This is a genomic window from Sinomonas cyclohexanicum, assembly GCF_020886775.1.
In the GTDB taxonomy this organism is placed as follows: domain Bacteria; phylum Actinomycetota; class Actinomycetes; order Actinomycetales; family Micrococcaceae; genus Sinomonas; species Sinomonas cyclohexanicum.
In genome coordinates this window covers 1,888,427-1,904,167 of sequence record NZ_AP024525.1, presented here as the reverse complement: position 1 = coordinate 1,904,167, position 15,741 = coordinate 1,888,427, and the positions used below count along the sequence as shown (strand labels likewise).

21 protein-coding genes and 1 pseudogene are annotated in these 15,741 nt (G+C 68.3%); 4 read left to right on the top strand and 18 right to left on the bottom strand.

The annotated features are described in order from the left end of the window. The first annotated feature begins 3 nt into the window (after positions 1-3). The gene (locus SCMU_RS09135; RefSeq protein ID WP_229232666.1) at positions 4-1,026 is read left to right on the top strand and encodes a M56 family metallopeptidase; all 1,023 of its coding nucleotides are present in this window, start codon (positions 4-6) and stop codon (positions 1,024-1,026) included. Positions 1,027-1,042: 16 nt separating this feature from the next. On the opposite strand, the pseudogene SCMU_RS09125 reads toward SCMU_RS09135, so the two are convergent. Further along, a pseudogene (locus SCMU_RS09125) lies at positions 1,043-3,149 on the bottom strand (DNA gyrase/topoisomerase IV subunit B). A gap of 268 nt (positions 3,150-3,417) precedes the next feature. Between SCMU_RS09125 and SCMU_RS09120 the strand changes: the two are divergent. The 3 genes from SCMU_RS09120 (at position 3,418) to SCMU_RS09110 (ending at position 4,595) form a co-directional block, all read left to right on the top strand. Continuing rightward, entirely contained in the window at positions 3,418-3,639 is a 222-nt protein-coding gene (locus SCMU_RS09120; RefSeq protein ID WP_229232665.1) for a DUF7455 domain-containing protein, read from the top strand. Between the two features lie 232 nt (positions 3,640-3,871). Further along, a complete protein-coding gene (locus SCMU_RS09115; RefSeq protein WP_229232664.1) occupies positions 3,872-4,324 on the top strand; it encodes a hypothetical protein in 453 nt (150 codons plus the stop codon). A 4-nt stretch (positions 4,325-4,328) separates the two neighbouring features. After that, the gene (locus SCMU_RS09110; RefSeq protein ID WP_229232663.1) at positions 4,329-4,595 is read left to right on the top strand and encodes a hypothetical protein; all 267 of its coding nucleotides are present in this window, start codon (positions 4,329-4,331) and stop codon (positions 4,593-4,595) included. Positions 4,596-4,875: 280 nt separating this feature from the next. On the opposite strand, the gene SCMU_RS09105 is transcribed toward SCMU_RS09110, so the two are convergent. The 17 genes from SCMU_RS09105 to SCMU_RS09030 all read right to left on the bottom strand — a co-directional run bounded on the left by SCMU_RS09105 (position 4,876) and on the right by SCMU_RS09030 (position 15,733). Beyond that, positions 4,876-5,106, bottom strand: coding sequence for a hypothetical protein (locus SCMU_RS09105; protein ID WP_229232662.1), 231 nt, complete (start codon positions 5,104-5,106; stop codon positions 4,876-4,878). A 46-nt stretch (positions 5,107-5,152) separates the two neighbouring features. Further along, positions 5,153-8,338, bottom strand: coding sequence for a transglycosylase SLT domain-containing protein (locus SCMU_RS09100; protein WP_229232661.1), 3,186 nt, complete (start codon positions 8,336-8,338; stop codon positions 5,153-5,155). Then, a complete protein-coding gene (locus SCMU_RS09095; protein WP_229232660.1) occupies positions 8,328-8,630 on the bottom strand; it encodes a hypothetical protein in 303 nt (100 codons plus the stop codon). The genes SCMU_RS09100 and SCMU_RS09095 overlap by 11 nt, the downstream gene beginning before the upstream one ends. 190 nt (positions 8,631-8,820) lie before the next feature. Continuing rightward, positions 8,821-9,012 (bottom strand): hypothetical protein, encoded by a 192-nt coding sequence (locus tag SCMU_RS09090; RefSeq protein ID WP_229232659.1) that lies wholly within the window; start codon positions 9,010-9,012, stop codon positions 8,821-8,823. Positions 9,013-9,017: 5 nt separating this feature from the next. Beyond that, a complete protein-coding gene (locus SCMU_RS09085; protein WP_229232658.1) occupies positions 9,018-9,278 on the bottom strand; it encodes a hypothetical protein in 261 nt (86 codons plus the stop codon). A gap of 22 nt (positions 9,279-9,300) precedes the next feature. Beyond that, positions 9,301-9,951, bottom strand: a complete 651-nt coding sequence (locus SCMU_RS09080) for an HK97 family phage prohead protease (protein WP_229232657.1) — start codon at positions 9,949-9,951, stop codon at positions 9,301-9,303. 5 nt (positions 9,952-9,956) lie between these two features. Further along, positions 9,957-10,916: a hypothetical protein gene (locus SCMU_RS09075; RefSeq protein ID WP_229232656.1), complete on the bottom strand. Its 960-nt coding sequence runs from the start codon at positions 10,914-10,916 to the stop codon at positions 9,957-9,959. Next, the gene (locus tag SCMU_RS09070; RefSeq protein ID WP_229232655.1) at positions 10,906-11,049 is read right to left on the bottom strand and encodes a hypothetical protein; all 144 of its coding nucleotides are present in this window, start codon (positions 11,047-11,049) and stop codon (positions 10,906-10,908) included. The genes SCMU_RS09075 and SCMU_RS09070 overlap by 11 nt, the downstream gene beginning before the upstream one ends. 346 nt (positions 11,050-11,395) lie before the next feature. Beyond that, positions 11,396-11,992: a hypothetical protein gene (locus tag SCMU_RS09065; protein ID WP_229232654.1), complete on the bottom strand. Its 597-nt coding sequence runs from the start codon at positions 11,990-11,992 to the stop codon at positions 11,396-11,398. Positions 11,993-12,130: 138 nt separating this feature from the next. Next, positions 12,131-12,718 (bottom strand): recombinase family protein, encoded by a 588-nt coding sequence (locus tag SCMU_RS09060; protein ID WP_229232653.1) that lies wholly within the window; start codon positions 12,716-12,718, stop codon positions 12,131-12,133. 239 nt (positions 12,719-12,957) lie between these two features. Beyond that, positions 12,958-13,800: a TIR domain-containing protein gene (locus SCMU_RS09055; RefSeq protein WP_229232652.1), complete on the bottom strand. Its 843-nt coding sequence runs from the start codon at positions 13,798-13,800 to the stop codon at positions 12,958-12,960. Between the two features lie 3 nt (positions 13,801-13,803). Further along, positions 13,804-14,109: a hypothetical protein gene (locus SCMU_RS09050; protein ID WP_229232651.1), complete on the bottom strand. Its 306-nt coding sequence runs from the start codon at positions 14,107-14,109 to the stop codon at positions 13,804-13,806. A gap of 129 nt (positions 14,110-14,238) precedes the next feature. After that, positions 14,239-14,778, bottom strand: a complete 540-nt coding sequence (locus SCMU_RS09045; RefSeq protein WP_229232650.1) for a hypothetical protein — start codon at positions 14,776-14,778, stop codon at positions 14,239-14,241. A 4-nt stretch (positions 14,779-14,782) separates the two neighbouring features. Then, positions 14,783-15,004: a hypothetical protein gene (locus SCMU_RS09040; RefSeq protein ID WP_229232649.1), complete on the bottom strand. Its 222-nt coding sequence runs from the start codon at positions 15,002-15,004 to the stop codon at positions 14,783-14,785. Between the two features lie 70 nt (positions 15,005-15,074). Further along, positions 15,075-15,209, bottom strand: coding sequence for a hypothetical protein (locus SCMU_RS20740; protein WP_274602944.1), 135 nt, complete (start codon positions 15,207-15,209; stop codon positions 15,075-15,077). A gap of 6 nt (positions 15,210-15,215) precedes the next feature. Beyond that, complete coding sequence (locus SCMU_RS09035) at positions 15,216-15,383, bottom strand: hypothetical protein (RefSeq protein WP_229232648.1); 168 nt, start codon at positions 15,381-15,383, stop codon at positions 15,216-15,218. Continuing rightward, positions 15,380-15,733 carry a hypothetical protein gene (locus SCMU_RS09030; protein WP_229232647.1) on the bottom strand — a complete coding sequence of 118 codons (354 nt, stop codon included), beginning with the start codon at positions 15,731-15,733 and terminating at the stop codon, positions 15,380-15,382. Before SCMU_RS09030 ends, SCMU_RS09035 begins: the two co-directional genes overlap by 4 nt. Positions 15,734-15,741 lie beyond the last annotated feature (8 nt).

The following is a 15,741-nucleotide window of genomic DNA, read 5'->3' as shown; positions in this document are numbered from 1 at the left end:
CGCGTGCTCGCGACGTCGTACCTCCTCGCGCTGCTGGCGGTGCTGCTGGCATGGCCCGTGCCGGTGGCGCTGTCACGCGCCCAGTGGCCCGCCCGCTCCCCCTTCGCGGCCATGGTCCTGTGGCAGTCGATCGCCCTGGCGGGCGGGCTGTCCATGATCGGGGCCATGCTCGTCTACGGCCTCTCACCGCTCGGGGACAGCCTCATCGGAGCGATCCGGCGGGCTGTGACCATCGTCCTCGCCAACAAGTCAGCCGATGAGCTCCACTTCTGGCACCTGTTCGCGCTCAGCGCCGCGGCGCTGCTGAGCGTGCACCTCGTCTTCACGCTGCTGCTCACCTACGCGCGCATCGTGGGCCAGCGCCGCCGCCACCGCGAGCTCCTCTCCCTGCTCAGCTCCCCGTCCGGAGCCCTGGAACGCACCTGGGTCATCAACCATCCAGCACCCGTCGCATATTGCCTGCCCGGCGGCTCCCGATCCGTCACCGTGCTCTCCGACGGGCTCATGGAGACCCTCGCGCCTGAGGAGCTCCACGCCGTCGTGAGCCATGAGAAGGCGCACCTCACCCAGCGCCACCACCTCCTGCTGTGGGCCTTCGAGGCCTGGCGGTCCGCACTGCCGTGGCTCCCGACGACCCGGCTCGCGCGGCAGGCGGTCAACGCGCTCGTCGAGATGCTCGCCGATGACGCCGCTCGGCGCACCGTCCCCGACGAGGTGCTGGTGCGCGCGATCGCCCTCGTCGCCGTCGGCGGCGGCGCGGACGGCGCCGCGGTGCCGGGCACGCACGACGGCGAGGGCGCACCCGTGGGCATCATCCCGCCTGCCGCTTCCCGCCACGCGGCGCCGGACCCGGGTCTCTCCTCTGGCGCGTTCGACACCGACGGCGTCGACATCGCCGGCCGGCTCAGCAGGCTCCTGACACCGAGGCCCCCGCTGCCTCCAAGCGCGACGGGGGCCGTGCTGACTGCGAGCCTGCTGCTCATCGCGGCGCCGACCGTCCTGCTCTTCGTGCCGGGTCTCCTCTAGCGAGGCGTTCGCCCAGCTAGGCGTCGATCTTCTCCCGGTCGAGCTGGGCGCTGCCCGCCACGATGAAGTCCTTGCGCGGCGCCACGTCGGAGCCCATGAGCAGCTCGAAGACCTCCTCGGCCCGCTGCGCGCTCTCGATGGTCACCCGGCGGAGGCTCCGGTGCCGAGGGTCCATCGTGGTCTCCGCGAGCTGGTCGGCATCCATTTCGCCGAGGCCCTTGTACCGCTGGACCGGCTCCTTGTGCTTGCGGCCCTCGGCCTCGAGGCGGGGCCAGCACCCGGTGCAGCTCGGCGTCCGAGTACGTGTACACCATCTCGTTGGCCTTGGCCCCCGGATTGACGACCTCGACGCGGTGCAGCGGGGGCACGGCGGCGAAGACCCGCCCGGCCTCGACCATCGGCCGCATGTAGCGGAAGAACAGTGTCAGCAGGAGCGTGCGGATGTGTGCGCCGTCCACGTCGGCATCGGTCATGAGCACCACGCGGCCGTACCGGGCCGCCTCGATGTCGAAGCTGCGGCCCGAGCCCGCGCCCACCACCTGGATGAGCGCGGCGCACTCGGCGTTGGAGAGCATGTCCCCCACCGACGCCTTCTGCACGTTGAGGATCTTGCCCCGGATCGGCAGGAGCGCCTGGAACTCGCTCGAGCGGGCGTGCCGCGCGGTGCCCAAGGCCGAGTCGCCCTCGACGATGAACAGCTCGGAACGGCTCGTGTCATCCGTACGGCAGTCGATGAGCTTCGCCGGCAGGGTCGAGGACTCGAGGGCGGTCTTGCGCCGCTGCGTCTCCTTGTGGACGCGAGCGGTGATGCGCGACTTCATCTCGTTGACGACCTTCTCCAGGAGCACGGAGCTCTGGTTCTTGTCGCCGCGCGCCGTGGAGCTCAGCTTCGCGCCGAGCTCCTTCTCGACGACCCTCGAGACGATCTGGCGCACCGCCGGGGTACCGAGGATTTCCTTGGTCTGGCCCTCGAACTGCGGCTCGGCGAGACGCACCGTGAGCACCGCGGTCATCCCGGCGAGCACGTCGTCCTTCTCGAGCTTGTCGTTGCCCACCTTGAGCTTGCGCGCGTTGGCCTCGACCGACTTGCGGAACACCTTCAGGATCGCGGCCTCGAAGCCGGACTGGTGGGTGCCGCCCTTCGGTGTGGCGATGATGTTGACGAACGTCCGCAGCGTCGTGTCATAGCCCACGCCCCAGCGCAGCGCGACGTCGACCTCGCAGGAGCGCTCGACCTCCGCGATCCGCGAGTGGCCCTTCTCATCGAGCACCGGGACGGTCTCGGAGAACGTCCCGGCGCCATGGAGGCGCCACACGTCGGTGACGGGCGCATCGATCGCGAGGTAGTCGACGAACTCGGAGATGCCGCCGTCATGGTGGAACACCTCCTCGTGCGGCCCGTCCGCGCCAGGGGTCCCCGCGAGGCGGCGCTCGTCCCGCACGGTGATGCGCAGGCCGGGGACGAGGAAGGAAGTCTGGCGGGCCCTCGTCGCGAGATCGTCGTAGGAGAACTTGGCGTCCGGCGTGAAGATCTGGGAGTCGGCCCAGTAGCGGATGCGCGTCCCGGTCACGCCTCGCTTCGCCTTGCCCACGATATCGAGCACGGAGTCGTCGACGAAGGGCTCGAACGGCGAGGTGGGACTGGGGCGCCCGGTGTCCTTGAAGCGCCCCGGCTCCCCCCGGCGGAAGGACATCTGGTAGGTCTTGCCCGCGCGGTCCACCTGGACGTCGAGCCTCGCGGAGAGGGCGTTGACCACCGAGGCGCCCACGCCATGGAGGCCTCCAGAGGCGGTGTAGGAGCCGCCGCCGAACTTGCCGCCCGCGTGGAGCTTCGTGAAGACGACCTCGACGCCGGTGAGGCCCGTCTTCGGCTCGACGTCCACCGGGATGCCGCGGCCGTCGTCGTGCACCTCGACCGAGCCGTCGGCGTGGAGGATCACCGCGATCTCGTGCCCGAACCCGGCCAGCGCCTCGTCGACGGAGTTGTCGATGATCTCCCAGAGGCAGTGCATGAGGCCGCGTGAGTCGGTCGAACCGATGTACATGCCCGGCCGTTTGCGGACGGCCTCGAGTCCCTCGAGGACCGACAGGTGCCGGGCGGTGTATTCAGAACTCGGTGTCACGCGCGCGGCACTCCTTCGAGGGGGACGACTCGTTCGGTCGGATGGCAGGGTACAGATCTAGACTAGTCGCCGGGCGCCCCGCGAGGTGGCAACGCCGCCAGCCGTGCGCCCGACTGTTCACCCCCCGGCGTCAGGGCGCGCGTGGGCCGTTGCCGAACTGCAATACGCCGCGAGCGAAAGTTGCCCATTCTTGGCAGAAATACCCGCATCGGCGGTGTTAGATGTAGTGAACCGCGTGAAGCACCCTGTGAACGCTGAGGAGGCTGAGATGACTGCAGCACTTGCGGATCCGACCCTGACCGCCATCGACCGCTGCGACCGCTGTGGCGCCCAGGCCTATGTGCGCGTCGTCCTGGAGGCATCGGGCGGTGAGCTCCAGTTCTGCGCCCACCACGCGCGTGCCGTCGAGCCCACGCTGCGTCCGCTGGCCTCCGTGTGGCATGACGAGTCGAGCCGGCTGACTGATCCCGTCGCCCTCGCCGAGGACTGAGTTCCACCACGCTGAGCCCCGTCAGGCGGGCAAAGCCGGACTACGAGAAGGGCCCGGACACCTGCAACAGGTGTCCGGGCCCTTCTCGTCTGTGGTGGCGTGCGGTGGTCAGTCCAGATAGTCGCGGACTCTAACCGAGTGAACGCTGTACGGATTCCCGCCAGTTCGGGTAGCTCTAGCTATCCCAAGAGAGCGCTATGGGGCGAAATATCCTTGACTGAGGAGACCCCCAATGTCCACAACTCCAGCCCCAGGTACGCGGGTCCTCGTGGTCCGTAGCGACTACTGGACCACCGAGACGCGCGCCTACCTCATGGGCCATCGTGGGACCGTCGTGCCGGGCGAGTCGGGCCAGGAGGCCAGCGGCCTCGTGTCCGTCGCCCTCGACTCGGGGATCACGCGCACGTTCGCCCCTGAGGAGCTCGTCCCGATCGCGGAAGCCACGGTTGCAGAGCTTGGCCGCGTCGCGCACACCCAAGGCGTGGGCTTCTCGGATCTCCTCACGGATGAGGTCGGGAAGGTCACGAAGCTGACGGGGCCGAACAGCGTCTCGACGGCGCGGCAAAGCGCGGACCGTATGCGAGCACGAGCTCTACCGCACGCCGCCGCCAAGTACCGCGGCCTCGATGGCGCCATAGTTGGGACGCAGGCCTTCCCCGAGGCCGTGACGGTGGGAGACGATTAAGGCCATGGGCGAGCGTTTCCGAATCCGCGTGGCGACTGAGGTCAATCCTGGCGACGAACAATTCGATAAGGACCAAACGCCGATCCTAGATTTCACCGAGCGCCACCACCCCCAGCCGGGGTGGAACCTTTGCTACATCGAGATGGACGGCGACGGCGTCGAGGATCACTGGATCGGTGGAGACTTCAAGGATCTCGACTGGGCGCTCGCCCAGGCGCAAGCTCACCTCGAGAGGATCGGCTATCCATCCGCGGAGACCGGCGAGCCGTGAGCCTGCGCTTCCAGCCTTCTACCGCGCCGCCCCCAACAGCGTCTCGACGGCGCTTGCAGGCGAGGGCCCGCCGGTGGCGCGTAGCAGCGGCCCGTGCGGGCGACCCCACGTGCAAGGGCTACGTCGGCCCGCAGACGCCCGTAGCGCGCGAGTGGCGGCGCTTGCTCGACGTGCTGTCGCGTGTCGTCCAGCGCCTGCCCAGAAACGGCGTGTAGCCTCATTGCCCGGGCGCCCCGGTCCTATCCCCCCAATCTGGACCGGGGCGCCCTTCTCATGTCCGTCAGGACTGCTGCGCGGCGCGCTCCTTAGGCGTGGGGCCCGTCCAGCGCGCGACCGTGACGCCCGCCGCGGCGAGTTCCGTCGTGGCCATGGCGTGCCCGGCGATCCATGCCCTGCAGCGCTCGTTGTCCTTGGACCACGAGTACGGGTTGTGCCGGGGGCCGTCGCCGCGGTTCGACGCGGCATAGCCTTCTGCCTGGACGTCGTAGGTCTCGACCTCGGTGAGCGCCATCGGTTCTCCTTCTTTACTCCTCAAGGGTAGGGCCCCGGCGCGCCCCTTACCGCCTGATATGGACGCCTGCGGCGGGGAGTGCCCACGTGGCGGCGTGCCTGCCGAGCTGGTCCCAAAGCTGCTCGACGTACCTCTGGTCGAAGGTGCCGTACTGGTTCTCGATCTCGACGTGGAGGTGGACGCCTCCGCCGGCCCCCGCCGGCCCGGCGCCTGAGGGGCTGGTGATGGCCTCGCGCCGGCCCGTGCCGTTGTAGGCGAGGGTGAGTCCGGGTTCGAGCCAGCCGCCCGAGTCGTAGCCGACGTAGGCACCGCCGTGGGCGAGGCTGACCAATCCGGGCACGCCGCCGATACCGCCGTACCGGGAGATGATGTATCGGATGGCGGCGGCGACGTTGGCCACCGGGTCGAAGATGTTGTCGGGCAGGGAGCCGAGCCGGTACGCCTCGAACGTGGACATGATCGTCTGCATGAGGCCACGGGACGGGTCGCCGTTCTGGGCGTTGACGTCGGTGTTGTTCTGGGCGTTCGGGTTCCCGGATGACTCGTACATCGCGATGGTCTCGAGCCCGTTGAGCCAGTCGGCCCCGGAGACTCCAACGGCGGCCATGGCTGCGGAGACCCAGCCGGCAAGCGTGCCGGGAAAGGCTCCCGGCGTGGCATTGGCATTCGCGGCGGCGGCCTGCGCGGTCTTGTCCTGGCCCGCGAGGAACGAGAGGATGCCGCTGCCGAGCCAGTCCACCCCGGAATCGATCAGCCCCCCGAAGCCCGTGGTGCCGAGGAATCCTCGCGCCGCGTTCTCGATGCCTCGGATCACGGGCGTGGCGGCTGCGCTCAGTCCGCCGAGGACCGCGTTCTTGAGCCCGTTCAGGGCCCCGCCCACCGCATTGCCGACGGCGCCCGCGGCGGTGCCGATGGCCCCGAAGATGTCGCCGATGACGCCGCCGTCGGCGAAGTGCGAGCCCACGCCCGAGGCACCGCGGCCACCGAAGCTGCGGTTGATCGAGTCGATCGCGCCGGGACCGCCGAGTCCGCGGACGGCCTGCGGGATCAGGACGCCCTCGCCCGGGGACAGCATCGCATGGACCGTGTCCTGCCCCGGGGCGTATCCCGGGACGGTGCCGCCTGTTGCGAAGTTGATGCTCACCGGGTTCAAGTCTTTGCCGTGGAAGACGTCGGCTATTGCGTTCCAGACGGTTCTGATTCCGTTGTTGTAGATCGTGTCTACGACGAATCGGATCGGGGCCTCCGCGGCAGTCTGGATTGCCTTCCACGCATCGCCGATAATTCCGGCCGTCGTCTTGAAGGCCCCGCCCAGCGCCCCTATCGCATCACCGATCGGCCCGAACACGTACTGCGACAGCCAATTCCACGCCGCGCCTATCGCCTTCTGGATCCCGTCCCAGACCGGAACTACGACGCTCTGCCACAGCCAAGTGAAGGCATCGCCGACGCGATGGAAATAGTCGATTATCGGCTGGATGACGTATTGATAGATCCAATTCCAGGCATTTCCGAAGGCCTGAACAATCGCCTGCCACGCCGGAACAATTACCTGCTGCCACAGCCAGACAAACCAATTTCCGACCGCAATAATGGCGGGCTGGAGGTGGTCTGCGATCCACGATATGAGCGGAGCAATTGCATTCTGGACCAGCCAGACGATAACCGTTGCGAGCCCTTGGAGGATGACGCCGGCCAGCTGGATGAGGGGAGCCAGGAGCGGCATGACCGCCTGAAGGACCGCCGCGAGCAGCTTGGCCAGCGAGACCAGCAGCGGCGCGAGGATCTCGCCGATCATGGGCAGGAGCGGCGCGATGGCGGACAGGAGCGCCCCGAGACCCGAACTGATGAGCTGGGCCAGCGGAGGCATGAGGATCTGGAGCGCCTGCACCAGCGCCGTGCCCACGATCTGCACCAGCGTGCCGAGGTACGGCAGGATCGGGATGATCGCCTTCCCGATCGAGAGGAGCGCCGCGCCGAGCTGGCCCGAGATCACGTCCTGAAGCTTCTGGATGATCGGGAGGAGTGCCGCGATGACCGGCATGAGCGCCTGCCCGAACGCCGCCGCGAGGGTCAGGAGCGGGCCGATCATGGTCACGATCGGGGACAGGAGGCTCAGCAGCGGCGCGATGAGCGGCGTGACCGACGGGAGGAGCTGGACGAAGACCCCAACGAGCTGGGAGATGATCGGGACCAGTGCCCCGCCGATCTGCGCGATGGCCGGCGCGAACGCGGCGATGAGCTGGCCGATGGCCGGCAGGAGCGGCATGAGGGCGTTCAGGAGGCCCGCGAAGACCGGCAGGAGCGCGTCCAGTACGGGCTTCAGACCGGCCCCGAGCGAGCTCATGAGCTGGAGCACGAACTTCACGAGGACGGCGAGCGCCTGGGATGCCGGGCCCGAGATGGCCGCGAGGCCGGCCCCGATCATGGGGAGCACCTGGGCCACCAGGCTGAGGAGCGACCCGAGGCCCGCAGCGCCCCCCTGGACGCCAGCCGAGAGGTTCTGGAAGAAACCGCCTAGGCCGGTTCCGATGGCCGCGAATCCGCCCGCGAGGGCGTTCACGGCGGGCATGCTGGCCTTCATCGCCGCATTCATCCCCGGAAGGACGTTCTGCACCAGCGCCAGGAGCCCCGAAGCAAGCGTCGCCACCTGGGGTGCGGCTGTCGCAAACGCCTCATGGAGGTCCGGGCCCATCTGCTTGAAGGCGTCGGCCGCGTCCTGGGCGATACTGAGGAACATGCCAACCATGGGCGCCGCAGCCTGCGCCATGACGGTGCTGATCTGGTGGCCGGCGTCGGCGAACTCAGCCTTGAGCTGGGCGTTCGTCTTGACTGCCGACTTGACCATGAGGGCACCCACGCCCGCGAAGACCAGCGGGAGGGCCGCGAGGCCCGCGCCGGCCACGGCGGACGTGGCGGCCGCCGCCGCCCCGAGGAGCGACATGCCGCCGATGATCTTCATGAACTGGGCCGTGATCGACGGCGTGACGCCGCCGACCACGTTGTTGATCGTGTTGAAGCTGCCGCTGATGTCCCGCGCCGAGACACCGACGTCGTCGGCCGCACGGTGGGCATGGGAGCCCATGTCGTCCATGCTGCGGGAGGACTCGGCGGAGGCGATGCGCGCCTCGATGCCGAGCTCGGCCAGCTGCGCCTTCATCCGCTCGAAGACGGCAGTGGCGCGGTCCTGTGCCTCTATGGTGAATACGACGTCTTCGCGGTCAAGGGCCACATGCCTCCCGGAGTGCCTCGCCGGCGGCGAGGGCGGCTATGCGCGCGGCACGCGAGGCGGTGCGGGGTCCGATGGCGTCCACGCGCTCGAGCAGCCGCACGGCCTGGGCCGGCACGGATCGGGCGGCGCGGGTCAGGAAGTCGGCGCATCGCTCGAAGTCGAGGGCCTGCTCGGTGAGGAGCCGGCGGCGGGCCGGCGGCGCGTGCTCGGCCTGCTGGCGGGCCTCGCGGGCGGCGCCGTCCATGGCCGAGGACATCTCGAGGTAGTCCTCCGGGGTCAGGCTCGGCTCCACGTCGGCGCTCCTGTCTGGTTCGGGTTCGGGTTGCCCGCCGCCGCCGTGTGGCACGACGGCGGCGGCGGGACTTCCCCCTGAAACCCCCTCGGTGCCCGGCGCCCGGGACCCATGAAAACGGGCGGAGCCTCCGAGGGGGCTTGGTTTCCCCCGCGCCGGCGAGGAGGTGCCCCGGCCGCGGGGGAAGGTCTTAGGTGGTCTGCTGCGGGCGCGGCGCGGGTGCCGGCATGGGGGTGGCGCGCTGCGCGCCGGGGGACGCGCCGCGGGCGAACGCACGGCTCATGGTGTGCCCGTCGGATGTGTCCACGTGCTCGACCGTGTGCGGCGAGCCGTGCGCGGGGCCTGCGACGGCCCGCCCGGTGGCCTTGTCCCGGTGCGGCATGGCGCTCACCGTCCGACCCCGTCCGTCTTGGCGCGGATCTCGACCAGGGGGTCGCCGATCGGGGTGGGGCGGTTGTTCCGGGACTCCCACACCTTCCCGGCGAGCTCTGCGCCGTCGAGGTTGGAGGCGAGCGCGGTGCGCCCGTCGCGGGACGCGGGGACGCCGAGAGTGACGTTCACGCCTCCCCCGACGCGGACCATGATGCCCGGGACGAGTACCTCGACCTGCGGTGGGGCCTGGGGGCTGGGGGCTGGGGTGCCAGACATGGCGTGTCCTTTCGGGGTCGGGTCAGGAGAGCAGCCGGGCGGCGGCGCTGGGGCCTACGAGTCGGATCAGCGAGGTGAAGGCGTGCTCGCTGATGGCGTGGTCGGACATCTTGGCGCGGCGCACGAGGTCGCGGATGTCGGTGGAGAGGTCACGGACGAGATCGGCGGTGGCCCCGGCTGCGTCGAAGGACTTGCCGATCGTCTCGATCCGGCCGTTGCCGGCCCGCTTGGCGAGGGTGAACCGCGAGTTCGGGTTCGCGGGGAAGTCCACCAGGGACAGCTCGGAGAACACGCCGTCCACGACGCGGCCGTTCTTGGCGATTCCGTCCGAGATGATCCGCGGTTGGGAGATGCCGACGGAGTAGGCGGAGTAGACGCCGGCCTTGACGAGCTGGACGGCGGTGGGCTCCACCACATGGGTGCGGACCCAGATTCCCTCGTCGCGGACCTCCATGCTGACGGCCTTGCCGGCCGGCGCGAGGCTCGGGGAGTGCATCTGGCGGACGTTCCCCCAGTCGTCGAACCAGGCGCGGAGCCCGCGGACGGCGAAGCCCTTGTCGATGATCTGTCCGTCCAGGTCGAGGTCGTCGCTCGTGGCGATGCCCTCCACGAAGACGCCGTCGGCCGTGGAGGCGGACTTCGTGATCGGGATGCCGAAGGTGAGAGTGTCCATCTTGGTTACCACCCTTGGAGGCTGAGGAATGCGGCCGGGTCGGGCTCGACCACGGTCTCGAGGATCGGGACCGTGGTGGGGCGGTTGACGTCGCGGTACAGGAGCGCCTGCCTCGTGCGCTCGGCGTCCTCGAGGGCCTTCGCCAGGTTCGCGGTCGCTTCCTCGTAGAGCCTGGTGGCCTCCGCGACATCGCGCGGCACGTGCGGGGGCGGTGGGGCGTTGCGTGCGGCGCGCGCCTGCTCGACGGTCCGGACCTCGCCGCGGAGCCAGTCCGGGGCTGCGGCAGCGCGCTCGGCGACCTTGTCAGGCAGTTCGGCGATCGCGGCGGCGAGCAGGACGGCGTTGAGCTCGCCGCGGTCGTCGTCGTCGGACCACGCGAGGATCGTCTCGCGGACTACGAGGTCCACGTGCGTCCGCGGGACCTTGCCGCGGTGCGCGGCATCCCAGGCCTCGAGGCGCTCCTGAGCGGCCTGGACTGCCTCCAGCCGCGCGGCCACCCCCGGGGCCGCGGCGTCGCGCTGGGCTGCCACGCTCCGGGCGATGGCGTCCTGGGCTGCGTCCACGCGCCCCAGCGCGTCGATCCGCGCCAGGTACGCACTCACCTCGTCCACGCTGCCCGCGTCGGCGGCCTGTGCGACCTGCGTCTCGCGCTCGGCCTTCTCGGCCGCGCGCTGGGTCCTCTCGGCATCGAGCTGGCCCAGCCGGGTGTCGAGGGCGGCAACTGCATCGACGGCCTCGGCCCACGCCCGCGATGCGTCCCCGACGGCGGAGTCGAGTTCGGCGCGCACGAGAACCTCATCGTCGGCGACGGTCAGCCGGTAGTAAGGCCGTTCGGCCTCCTCGTGCGCGTGCGCGCGCTCGCGTACGCGCGGGGGCTCGGGCGCGGGCGCCTGCGCGAGCGGCTCCGGGATGGTGACGCCGGCGGGGTCCGCCGTGGCGGTGCTCGGGACGCCCTCAGTCCTCATCCCGCACCGCCTCGGTCCGGGTTGCCTGGGCGGCGACGGCGAGCTTGACCACGGACTTGAGCGTCCTGTCCTGCGCCTGGGCCAGCTTCTTGATGGCCGAGTAGGTTTCTGGGTCGAGATCGACCTGGGGCATTGCTGGACTCCCTTGGGCGCAGAAAAGCCGGGGACCTCGGTTCGGGTCTCCGGCTCGGGAAGTATGTTCGGTGAGGAGTAGTGCCACATTCTCCCTGGTGGTTCGGGTTGGTCCTCCAATTCTCTCAAGTTTTCTCAGGTTCCGCCAGCCTATCGGGGGATATTCCCATTTCGGCTATTTCAATTCCCGTATCGGGAAAACGTCTCAGAAGCCCTTAAATGGCCCTCAGGGCGCCCCAATAGGGTTCCGTGGGTGATTGGGCCACCCTGCCCCCGAGAGGCGCTCAGGGAGGCGCGGAAATGGGCCAGACGGGCCTATCTCCGAGCGCGGCCCGCGCGCGCATTTCTTATGTGCCCAGTTCGCCCTCGTCGTCGAGATCAGCGATCAGCCTGGCCATGTCCACCGAGGCAGACTGCTTGGCGGCCATGAGATCGCGCGAGAGCCGTGCCGCGGACACCGGGTTCAGCCCCAGCGCCGCACGACGCCGACCGGCCACGTCTTCCCACCTCCGGAGCTGCTCGAGCGCGGACTGCTCGCGCCTCGTGCGCGACCGCCGACGCGAACCGCCCTCCCGCACCGTGACGGTCTCGTCCGTGCTGTCCGTCTCCGTCAGCCAACTGAGAGGATCACTCTCAGCGAGGAACTGGCGGAGCCGCATGACCACAGCCTCGACCCACGCCCACGCCGCCACCTCGGAGTCGTATCGGGAAGGGCCGGCAAGATGCGGAGGCCAGTCGGCGCTCGCCCTCGCCTCACGCTCGATCGCCGCCGCGAGGGGCTCCAGGAGCGTCTCACTCCTCGCCCCGTGCGTCACCGCGAGGGTGTTGCCCGCCTCCACAGGCGGCGCCTTCGGGGAACCGTTGCCCGGCCCCTGCGAATGTTCCTCGCGCCACTCGCGGCGGCGCCGCTCGCGCTCCTCCGGAGTACTCCTACGTCCTGGCACATGCCTCCTGGTTGTCGATGGATCGGATTGAAGCCTCGGGCCACGCGCACGCGTGGCGTACACGTCGAGGGGCTAGTCGGGGTGCCGGCCGTCGGGCCGGATGGAATCGACCCCCCACCCCCGGCGTGCTGGTTCGGGTCACTTGGCCGCCTCGGCGGCGCTGAGCGCCCTGTACAGGGTCGAGCGGTCCACGCCCAGCTTCCGGGCCGCTTCGGCCTTCGTGAGGCCGTCTTCGAGCCACTGGCTGGCTTCGGCGAGCTGTTCGGGCTTGATCGACTTGGCGCGGCCCTTGTAGACCCCTCGAGCCTTCGCTGCCTTGATGCCTTCGGCCTGTCGCTCGCGGATGAGCGCGCGCTCGAACTCGGCGAACGACGCCATGATGTTCAGCTGGAACGTTGCGAACGAGTCTTGCCTGTCGGGCTCGAACGTAAGGTTCTCCTTCACGAATTGCACTGCGACGCCCTTGTGCAGCAACTCGTCAACGATCTGCCTCATATCGACGATAGAGCGTGCCATTCGGTCTATAGAGGCCGCTATGACGATGTCGCCGGCGCGCGCGTAGCTGATGAGTTCGGCGAGTGCTGCACGCCGCCCGGCGCGTGTGCCGCCGGACGTCTTCTCCTGGAACGTCTTATCGACGTCGCCCACAGCCTCGAACTGCCGCGCCAGATTCTGGTCCTCGCTAGAGACCCTCAGGTAGGCGATGCGCTGACCTGTTGCATTCATATCTAGAGTCTACGCCACATGTGTAGCAGAATCCAGAAATGGACCCTTATGCACCGCATATGGCACCTGCCTTTGCACGTTGCATATGGGAGTACCCCAACACGACGCCACAGACCCGAATCACCATCACAAGCGAAAGTGCCGCCCTCACAAAGGTGAGAGCGGCACTTCGCGCGCGCTCGCGGCGCGGGGTTCGGCGTGGTAGGCGGGCACCCAGCGCCGGGGCGGCCGGGTTTGCCTCAGAACGGTGTAATGGTGATCTCGCCGAATGGGACTTCGCGAGCCTCGCCATTGCCGCCGGAGCGCTTCACGATGAGTGCGGAGGGCGAACGGAGGTCACCGACGTAGTCGAGGACCATGACTTGCTCGTCCTCGGTGTCGAATCCGTATTGCGACCCGTGGATGGCCGCGAATACTTCCATCCTGACCCTGTGGTCGTTTCGAAGTTCCCGCTCGCGGGCGTCCTGGTCCCGCAGCTGGTCGAGGATGCGTGATGGATGGCGCTCGCGCGACACGATATTCTCCGGTATCCCGCGGACGAGCGTGAGGATCTCATCGACCTTCTCTCCGAGGCCTCGTTCTTCGGCCTTGGGTTCCCCCTGCGCTTTGGACGCTCGGCTCACGGCCTGCACAAGGTCGTCCCAGTTGAAGTCGAACGACCGGTCCAGGATCTTCTGGTCCAGCGGGGACTGGCACCGGTCGTTGATCGTCCCGAGCAGTTTCAGCATGTCCTTCCGGTCGCCGATCTCGGTCAACTGGAGGTTGTCCATCGGTCCCACGTAGTCGGCTTTCCCGATGTTCACGAGGATGGGGCAGACTCCTGGGCGGTCGAACTTCTTTAGCATCGCCCCGGCCTCAAAATTCAGCCACGGCCTGGCCATGTTATCGGACGTCACAAAGACGATGCCAACATCACACAGGTCGAGGTTCCTTGTGATGGTCTCGAACCACGGGGAGCCTTTCGGTGTTTCAGTGGAGATGTACGGGTCGTGGCATTCCTGGATTACGGACGGCAGCCAGTCTGCGAAGTGTTCGGCGACCTTGCGGCTGAAATCACCGGCCCAGCTGAGGAAGACCTTCATGGCTCAGTCCCTCGCCACGATCCCCGTCTTGGCGGGCCTTTCCGGCTGTTCTCCGCGGTAGTAGTCCGGGGCGTACTTGCCGAGGCGGTGGGCCATAATCTGGGCCTTCTTCAGGAAGACGGTGAGTCCGTGCGGGATGGGGCCGTGCTTGTCCTGGATGTCCCACACTTCTTCGACCACGTATCCGTTGCCGTTGCGGTAGACGAACTGGCCTGCCTGCGGTGCGTGCTCCGAGTAGTCGTAGTCCCATTCGTCGCCCTCCTTCGTGATGTACCGGACGAAGATCCTGGGCGTTGCATAGTCCGACAATTCCGTGATTCCCCTCGGTGCTGCACATTATGGAAATGCCAGCCTATCTGCGATTAGGGTCCGGCTGGTTGGGGGACACGCCGGCACGGTGGTGCCATTCCCACGCCCGCCGGTCGGCGCTGCGGGCTCTTAGGCGCCGACTCGATAGACCGCGCCCCACGGCTGGTAACCGTCGGATCGTGCCTTGCCCAGCGCTGTCCAGCCAGCGCCCGAGATGAGCGAGATGCAAGGGTTGTTCTTGGCATGGACGTCCGCTTCAAGCCTCATCAGGTTGATCCTGGATGACTTCGCCCTAGCCCATTCGGCTGCGGTTTGCTTGATCAGCTCCAGACCCTCGGCGCCTAGGTGGTTCCGCTGCATCTGGGCGTGGACGGCCAGGGCACCGATCTGGACATAGACGGCGTCGGGCTCCCCGGCCTTGATTTTCATCTCGAACCACGCCAAGGCATTGATGCGCAGGGGCGTCACGTTGAGCGCTATCAGCAAGTGTTCGGGTGGGCGCACGGGGAGCTTGTGGATCTTGTGGATGTTGCGTTCAAGCTGGTTGGCCCAGTGTTCTCTAACTTGTCGCTTTGTGCGGTCTCCGTAGCGAGGTGTCAGCGGCGGCATGCAGCGAAACGCCTGGAGCAATGCCCAGTGCTCTGCTCGCGCCGGAATCCAGTTGGGCACGTTCTCAGCGCGCGTACGGCCGGACTGTTCCGATAGGTTCGAGGTTGCGCAGCTTCTCGTGGACTTCGGGGCTAAACGTCTTGCGCCAGAGGCCGTCGAGGTACTGGCGGGCGCCGTCTGGGTGGGAGACACGCGTCATCCGGTGAAGTCCGCGCCGAGTGCCCAGCTTGCCGAGCATCTCGGTGGCCTTGACTGCCGTGGTCGTTCTCTCGCGGAATCTGCTCATCGTGATCTCCCCCCTATTGTGTTCGAACCAAGCTAGCAGATCGGGCCCCGTACTAGTAAGGGTCGGCCCTCTAATCGGGGAGCTGGCGGCGCTGTTCGCGGTTGAGCTGGCGGGCCTGCTTGCGGCTGAGAGCGCCGTGGAATGCCTGCTTGGCCTGACGGGCTTGGCGCTTCTTTCGTCCTTGGTCGTGTTTCTGGTGTCCCATGGTCGTCTAGTTCCTTTCGGTCGGGTGGGTGGTCTCGTACTGGCGCTGAAGTGATGCGCGTGCGGCGGCGAGGAGCTGGCGGAGGGCGAGGTTCTCGCGCCGGGCCTCCTCGAGGTCTCGGCGGAGGGCTCGGTTCTCGGCGACTTCACGGGCGGGGAAGGACAGGTAGCTCATGCGCCGGCCTCCGCGGTGGTTCGGGTCTCGGTGGGGAGCGGGAGTGCCTCTTGGAAGGCGGCGTGGGTGTGGTGTGGGCACCGGTCGCCGTGGGCGTGCACGGGGTTCCGGCAGGGGCGCCCGTGGCGGGTTGTTGCCCCGCAGGTCAGGCCGAGGGCGGCGGCGTAGCGCGCGGGGAGTCGGCCGAGCTGCTCGTGATCGGGGGTCTCCACCGTGACCTGGTCGGGATGGACGCTGTCGAGAATCCAGTACTCGGTCTCGCCGCACGGCGTGACGCACTCGGCGATGCGGTAGCGGGCGCTCATCTTCCAGCAGCGCCGTGGGTCAATGAGGGGTGCGCTTTGGTCCATAGGGGGTC

Excerpts from the sequence above, each read along its gene's own strand:
- SCMU_RS09120 (WP_229232665.1), top strand. The coding sequence starts at position 3,418 with ATGACTGCAGCACTTGCGGATCCGACCCTGACCGCCATCGACCGCTGC.
- SCMU_RS09115 (WP_229232664.1), top strand. The coding sequence starts at position 3,872 with ATGTCCACAACTCCAGCCCCAGGTACGCGGGTCCTCGTGGTCCGTAGC.
- SCMU_RS09110 (WP_229232663.1), top strand. The coding sequence starts at position 4,329 with ATGGGCGAGCGTTTCCGAATCCGCGTGGCGACTGAGGTCAATCCTGGC.
- SCMU_RS09105 (WP_229232662.1), bottom strand. The coding sequence starts at position 5,106 with ATGGCGCTCACCGAGGTCGAGACCTACGACGTCCAGGCAGAAGGCTAT.
- SCMU_RS09090 (WP_229232659.1), bottom strand. The coding sequence starts at position 9,012 with ATGCCGCACCGGGACAAGGCCACCGGGCGGGCCGTCGCAGGCCCCGCG.
- SCMU_RS09085 (WP_229232658.1), bottom strand. The coding sequence starts at position 9,278 with ATGTCTGGCACCCCAGCCCCCAGCCCCCAGGCCCCACCGCAGGTCGAG.
- SCMU_RS09080 (WP_229232657.1), bottom strand. The coding sequence starts at position 9,951 with ATGGACACTCTCACCTTCGGCATCCCGATCACGAAGTCCGCCTCCACG.
- SCMU_RS09075 (WP_229232656.1), bottom strand. The coding sequence starts at position 10,916 with ATGAGGACTGAGGGCGTCCCGAGCACCGCCACGGCGGACCCCGCCGGC.
- SCMU_RS09070 (WP_229232655.1), bottom strand. The coding sequence starts at position 11,049 with ATGCCCCAGGTCGATCTCGACCCAGAAACCTACTCGGCCATCAAGAAG.
- SCMU_RS09060 (WP_229232653.1), bottom strand. The coding sequence starts at position 12,718 with ATGAATGCAACAGGTCAGCGCATCGCCTACCTGAGGGTCTCTAGCGAG.
- SCMU_RS09055 (WP_229232652.1), bottom strand. The coding sequence starts at position 13,800 with ATGAAGGTCTTCCTCAGCTGGGCCGGTGATTTCAGCCGCAAGGTCGCC.
- SCMU_RS09040 (WP_229232649.1), bottom strand. The coding sequence starts at position 15,004 with ATGAGCAGATTCCGCGAGAGAACGACCACGGCAGTCAAGGCCACCGAG.
- SCMU_RS20740 (WP_274602944.1), bottom strand. The coding sequence starts at position 15,209 with ATGGGACACCAGAAACACGACCAAGGACGAAAGAAGCGCCAAGCCCGT.
- SCMU_RS09035 (WP_229232648.1), bottom strand. The coding sequence starts at position 15,383 with ATGAGCTACCTGTCCTTCCCCGCCCGTGAAGTCGCCGAGAACCGAGCC.
- SCMU_RS09030 (WP_229232647.1), bottom strand. The coding sequence starts at position 15,733 with ATGGACCAAAGCGCACCCCTCATTGACCCACGGCGCTGCTGGAAGATG.